This is a genomic window from Frankia sp. AgKG'84/4 (genome assembly GCF_023242965.2).
Taxonomy (GTDB): domain Bacteria; phylum Actinomycetota; class Actinomycetes; order Frankiales; family Frankiaceae; genus Frankia.
The window spans coordinates 1-5644 of record NZ_JALKFU020000344.1; the positions used below are offsets into that span (position 1 = coordinate 1).

The following is a 5644-nucleotide window of genomic DNA, read 5'->3' on the forward strand; positions in this document are numbered from 1 at the left end:
ACCGCGACCGGCGCCGAGGCGGCGGCGACGTTCCACGGCCTGGCGGTGGCCGCGTAGGCATCGGTGCCGGGCAGCAGGACCTCGCCGGCGAGTCGGCCGGCGAGCTCGGCGAGAGCGCGGTCGAGGGTGGTGGGCTCGGGGGCGAGAGTGGACACGACGGGCTCCCTGGATTGACGGGCTTCGAACGACACCCACCGTGGCCCCGGCCGCTTGGCACCCCCTTGGCCTGCCGCGACCCGCGCTTGCACCGGACTTGTCCCGTCCTTGGAAGCCACCGGTCCGACAGTGTTCACCTACCTCCAGAAATCGACAGCCGTTACCGGTGTGCGCACTTCCGCACCCCCTTCACATTGTTCTTTCATCAAGCCGTCCCTACGGTGCACGAAAGGATTCGCCCGACAGCTTCCACCCAGCAGGAGGAGTTCGGAATGGCCGAAAACGGGGTCGTCGCTGGGTCATTCACCGCCCGCGGTGGCCGCTATACCCAGCAGAAGCTGCCGGCGGTCACGCTGGCGTTCTGGATCATGAAGGTCGCCGCTACGACCCTGGGCGAGACCGCCGGCGACCTGTTCGCCCAAACCCTAAAAATCGGATACTTCATGACGACGGTCGCGCTCTTCGCCGTCTTCGTCGTCACCCTGGCGATCCAGCTACGGTCGCGGCACTACAACCCTTTCTGCTACTGGGCCGTCATTCTCTCGACCAGTACAGCCGGCACCACGATGTCCGACTTCATGAATCGTGATGCCAGCTCGAGGTACCTGGCCGACGGTGCCGATTCCCTCGGGCTGGGCCCGCAGGGACTCGGCCTCGGCTATCCCGTCGGCGCGGCGATCCTGATATCTATCCTGGTGGCCATCTTCGGCACCTGGAAACTGACCCGGCTCACCTTCTCGATCGGACACATCAACACATTCCGCGGTGAATGCCTGTTCTGGTCGGCGATCCTGGTGTCGAACACCCTCGGCACCTCGATGGGTGATTTTCTCTCCGACAGCTCCGGGCTCGGATACGCCGCCGGTGCGCTGGTCATCGCGGCCGCGCTCGGCGTACTGCTCACCCTGCGATACCTGCCGCAGGTGCCCAACGTGCTGCTGTTCTGGCTGGCCTTCGTGCTGACCCGCCCGCTGGGCGCCACCGTTGGCGACCTGCTCACGAAGCCGGTCGCCAAGGGGGGCCTGCAGCTCGGCACCGCGGGTTCCTCCGTGGCTCTGCTCGCCCTGCTGCTCGGCTTCGTCGGCTACGCCTACCTCCGACAGGAGCGGACCGGGCGACAACGGCGCGGGCCGCACCCCGCAGGCTCCCCGGTCGACTCCACAGCCGTGGTGGTCGAGGCGTCCTGAGGTCGGCGAGCGCGCCCGTGATCAGCCGGCGTGATCCTCATCGCCGGCGAGCGCGAGGCCGAGCAGGACGTGCAGCATGCGCCGGTCCGCCGGGGCAAGGCGGTCGAGAACCCGGTCCTCGACGTTGTCCATCGCCCGCTCGGCGCCGCGCAGCGCGGCGGTGCCCGCGGGGGTTCGGTGCACGAGGTGGCGTCGGCGGTCGCTCTGATCGCGTCGGCGTTCCACCCAGCCGGCGCGTTCGGCCATGTTGAGCAGCAGGACCGTGTTGTTCGCGTCGATGCACAGCATCTCGGACAGCGTCCGCTGCGGGACGCCGCCGTCCTCGCGGACGTGGTTGAGCAGGACGAAGCACTTCAGTGGCATACCGAGAACCCGTTCGCCCGCTTCGCGGTAGACGCGACGGGTCAGGCGGGTCAGCAGGACGAGGGTCCCGGCGTCGCTCGCGACGGCTCCGTAGCCGGTCAGACCGGCAATGCTGGCCAGACCAGCAGCGCTCGCCAGACCGGCTGAGTCGGGTGGAGCAGTCATGATCATCAACAGTACCGCGCACACGATGGGTTGGCAAGAAGATAGTCACTGCTACAGTGACTATCCATGAGCAATGTCGATATCGTGGCCGGCCCGTCGACCACGTCGACCCGTCGGTGGCTGGCCCTTCTCGTGGTGCTCGTCGCCCAGCTGATGGTCATCCTCGACAGCAGCGTGGTGAACGTGGCGCTGCCGGTGATCCAGAAGGATCTGAGCATCAGCCAGGCGAACCTGACCTGGGTCATCAACGGCTACCTCATCAGCTACGGCAGCCTGCTGCTGGTCGCGGGCCGGCTCGGCGACCTGTTCGGCCGCAAGCCGATCTTCCTGGCTGGCCTGGCCATCTTCACGGTGGCCTCGGCGGGCTGTGGTTTCGCCGGCAGCGAGACCGTGCTCATCGCCGCCCGCTTCGCCCAGGGCGTCGGCGGCGCGCTCGCCTCGGCGGCCGTGCTCGCCTTCATCGTGGCCGACTTCCCGCAGGCCGAGGAACGGGCCCGAGCGATGAGCTTCTACCTGCTCATCACCGTCGGCGGCGGCTCGATCGGACTGCTGCTCGGCGGTGTTCTCACGGAGGCCCTGAGCTGGCACTGGATCTTCGCTATCAACATCCCGATCGGTATTGTCACGCTGGTCGCGGGGTTGCGGCTACTCCCAGCCCAGCCGGGTAGCGGTGCCGGCGGCGGTGTGGACATCGTCGGCTCGGTGCTCGTCACGGCCGCCGCCCTCATCGGCATCGACGGGATCGTCAGCGCGTCCGGGCACGGCTGGGCGTCCGGGCGCACCCTCGGCACGCTCGGCGTGGCCGCCGTGCTGCTCGCCGCGTTCTTCGGCTGGGAGAGCCGGGTGCGCAACCCCATCGTGCCGCTGCGCATCCTGCGGGAGCGCTCCCTCATCGGGTCCGCGGCCGTGCGGGCGAGCGTGATCGCCGGTCTCTACGGCGTGTTCTTCTTCGGGTCGCTGTTCCTGGAGGAGGTCCTCCACTACGGCTCGATCAAGACGGGAATGGCCTTCCTCCCCCAGACCCTCGTGATCGCCGCGCTGTCGTCCGGTGTCACCACTCGTCTGATGGGCCGGTTCGGGCCGTTCCGGCTGCTCATCGTCGGCCTGATCATCATGATCGTCGGACTTGGCCTGCTCGCCTGGACCAACGGCGACACCAACGCGAGCTACTTCCCCTGGCTGTTCCTCTCGCTGATCGGCGTCGGTGTCGGCGCGGGCCTGTCGTTCATGCCGCTGCTGGTCATCGCGATGAAGAACGTTCCCGCCGAGGAGGCCGGGCTCGCCTCCGGCGTGGTGAACGTGTCGATGCAGATCGCGGGTGCCGTCGGCCTCGCCGTGCTCGCCACGCTGTCCGCGAACCGGACGAACGGTCTGATCCGGTCCGGGCACGACCCGGTGCAATCACTCGCCGACGGTTATCGCCTCGGCGGGCTCGTGGGCGCCGGCTGCGTCGTGGTCGCCCTGATCATCGCCCTGCTCGTACTGCGTCCCAGCCAACTCGCCGCGGCCGCCGCCCACGAGCCGGCGGCGACCGCTCCCGAACTGGTGGACGCCGTGGTTGCCGGTATGCCGGCCGATGTCGACGTCGCCGCTATCCCGGCCCCGGCCACGCAGCCGATCGACTCCATGGAGAGCCAGCCCGCGAACGACTGATCGACGAGGGCCGACCCGTACCGACTTCGGCGAGGGCTGTGGTGACGAGATGTCACCGCAGCCCTCGCCATCGTCGTGCCCGTCGGCGACGTTGGTGCTCGGCTCGCTCGGCGCCGATGTGATCAAGGTCGAGGGGTGTCCCGCCCGGACGGGATGCGTTTCTCCGGTGGCAAGCCGCCGTCGGAGGACCGCTGGTGGGAGTGGGGGGTGATGTTCCTCGCGACCAACCCCAACAAGCGCGGGGTCAGCCTGGAGCTGACCAGGCCGCAGGGCGTCGAGCTAGGCCGCGCCCTGGTCGCCGGCAGCGACGTCGTCATCGAGAACTTCTCCCCCCGGGTGCTGGCGAACCTGGGCCTGGGCTGGGACGCCGTGCACGCGGCGAACCCGGCCGCGGTCCTCACCCGGATGCCGGCCTTCGGCCTGGACGGCCCGTGGCGGGACCGCACCGGCTTCGCCCAGACGATGGAACAGGCCAGCGGGATGGCCTGGCTCACCGGCACCGCGGACGGCCCGCCGCTGATCCCCCGCGGCGCCTGCGACCCGATCGCCGGCCTGCACGCCGCGTTCGCGACGCTGGTCGCGCTCGCGCTGCGGGACCGCACCGGCGCCGGCACGCTCGTCGAGGCGACGATGGTCGAGGCGGTGCTCAACGTGGCCGCCGAGCTCACCATCGAGCGGACGGCGAACGGCGCCGAACTCGCCCGGGACGGCAACCGGGGGCCCCTCGCCGCGCCGCAGGGCGTCTACCGCTGCGCCGGGCCGGACCGCTGGGTGGCGATCGCCGTCACCGGCGCCGCGGACTGGGACCGGCTGTGCGCGCTGCTCGCCCGTCCGGACCTCGCCGCCGAGCCGGCGCGGCGGACGCCGGACGGTCGCCGCCGCGCCCACGACCGGATCGACGAGGCGAACCTGACCCAGCTGCGCGACGAGCTGACCGAACGACCCACCGAGCCGCGCCCACCGGTGGCCGGCCCGCCGCCGCTGCACGACTACGACGACGCCCCCGAAGGACAACCATGACGCGCCGCCCCAGAGCCGCGACGATCGTCGGCGTCCACAACACCGTGCAGGCCCGCCGGCTGCCCGGGGAGACGTCCCGCACGCTGGTGCTCGACGCGGTCGACGGGGTTCTCGCCGACGCCGGGCTGGCGCTCGACGCCGTCGACGGGCTGTCCGCCGGCTGGGGAGGGCGCGGCGCTGATCTATGACCTCGGTCTCGGCCCCTGCTGGCAGGGCAGCCAGTTCGGCCTGTCGATGGTGCTGGAGGCAGCCGCGGCGATCGAGACGGGCCAGGCCGACGTGGCGCTGATCGTCATCATCCGTCAGCTGGAGGCGTTCGGGTTCTGCGGCCCCGGCGAGGGCGGCCCGTTCGTCGAGGACGGCCAGATCGCCCTCGGCGGCAGCCACCCGGTGACCACCGACGGCGGCACGATGTCGTTCAGCCACGCCGGCGCGTCCCCGCAGATGCTCCAGCGCGCCATCCGCGGGGTGCAGCAACTGCGCGGCGCCTGCGGGCCGCTGCAGGTGCCGGCCGCGCGGGTCGCCCTGTGCACGGGTGGCGGCGCCGGCGCGCTGTTCACCGCCGTGGTGCTGCTCGGCCGGGACGTGGACTGACCTTCGTGTCCTCGCCGTGGGGCGCGTTCGTCATCGCCCGGTGCTGGCTGCGTGCCGTCCACCGGCTGCCCTTCGACCTTCCCGGCTTTCTCGCCGACGCACACCGCCGTGGTGTTCTCACCCAGACCGCCGCCGTCTGGGAGTTCCGGTTCAGTGCGCTGCCCCACCGACTGACCTCGGCCGATTCCGCGGACTGACGCGCGCCGCGATCCGCCCGCCGCAGCGGCCCGCGCTCAGTCCAGCCGCGGCGGGTTGTCCGACGGACGGACCACACCGGTCTCATAGGCGAAGACGACCGCCTGCACGCGGTCCCGCAGGTCGAGCTTGGCCAGGATCCGCCCGACATGGGTCTTCACCGTCGCCTCCGAGAGCACGAGCCGGGCCGCGATCTCCGCGTTGGACAGGCCGGCGGCCACCTCGTTCAGCACGTCCCGCTCGCGCTCGGTGAGCCGGGCCAGGCGCCGGTCGACGGGCGGCGCCGCGTCCGGGCCGGCCGACGGCGACGC

The 5644-nt window shown here is 70.9% G+C and carries 8 protein-coding genes; 6 read left to right on the top strand and 2 right to left on the bottom strand.

Annotated elements, in window-relative coordinates:
- Nucleotides 1-428: 428 nt before the first annotated feature.
- Nucleotides 429-1343, top strand: a complete 915-nt coding sequence (locus tag MXD58_RS18625) for a COG4705 family protein (RefSeq protein ID WP_248839797.1) — start codon at nucleotides 429-431, stop codon at nucleotides 1341-1343.
- A 21-nt stretch (nucleotides 1344-1364) separates the two neighbouring features.
- On the opposite strand, the gene MXD58_RS18630 is transcribed toward MXD58_RS18625, so the two are convergent.
- Nucleotides 1365-1871 carry a MarR family winged helix-turn-helix transcriptional regulator gene (locus MXD58_RS18630; protein ID WP_248839798.1) on the bottom strand — a complete coding sequence of 169 codons (507 nt, stop codon included), beginning with the start codon at nucleotides 1869-1871 and terminating at the stop codon, nucleotides 1365-1367.
- A 66-nt stretch (nucleotides 1872-1937) separates the two neighbouring features.
- On the opposite strand from MXD58_RS18630, the gene MXD58_RS18635 reads away from it, so the two are divergent.
- The 5 genes from MXD58_RS18635 to MXD58_RS18655 all read left to right on the top strand — a co-directional run bounded on the left by MXD58_RS18635 (nucleotide 1938) and on the right by MXD58_RS18655 (nucleotide 5335).
- A complete protein-coding gene (locus MXD58_RS18635; protein ID WP_248839799.1) occupies nucleotides 1938-3524 on the top strand; it encodes an MFS transporter in 1587 nt (528 codons plus the stop codon).
- A gap of 135 nt (nucleotides 3525-3659) precedes the next feature.
- Nucleotides 3660-4544: a CoA transferase gene (locus MXD58_RS18640; RefSeq protein ID WP_248839800.1), complete on the top strand. Its 885-nt coding sequence runs from the start codon at nucleotides 3660-3662 to the stop codon at nucleotides 4542-4544.
- Nucleotides 4541-4732 carry a hypothetical protein gene (locus MXD58_RS31730; protein ID WP_248839801.1) on the top strand — a complete coding sequence of 64 codons (192 nt, stop codon included), beginning with the start codon at nucleotides 4541-4543 and terminating at the stop codon, nucleotides 4730-4732. Before MXD58_RS18640 ends, MXD58_RS31730 begins: the two co-directional genes overlap by 4 nt.
- A gap of 46 nt (nucleotides 4733-4778) precedes the next feature.
- Entirely contained in the window at nucleotides 4779-5138 is a 360-nt protein-coding gene (locus MXD58_RS31735) for a thiolase C-terminal domain-containing protein (protein WP_248839802.1), read from the top strand.
- A 5-nt stretch (nucleotides 5139-5143) separates the two neighbouring features.
- Nucleotides 5144-5335: a hypothetical protein gene (locus MXD58_RS18655; RefSeq protein ID WP_248839803.1), complete on the top strand. Its 192-nt coding sequence runs from the start codon at nucleotides 5144-5146 to the stop codon at nucleotides 5333-5335.
- Nucleotides 5336-5371: 36 nt separating this feature from the next.
- Here the strand turns inward: MXD58_RS18655 and MXD58_RS18660 are convergent.
- The coding region (locus tag MXD58_RS18660) for a response regulator transcription factor (protein WP_250609643.1) at nucleotides 5372-5644 on the bottom strand (273 nt) is incomplete at its 5' end.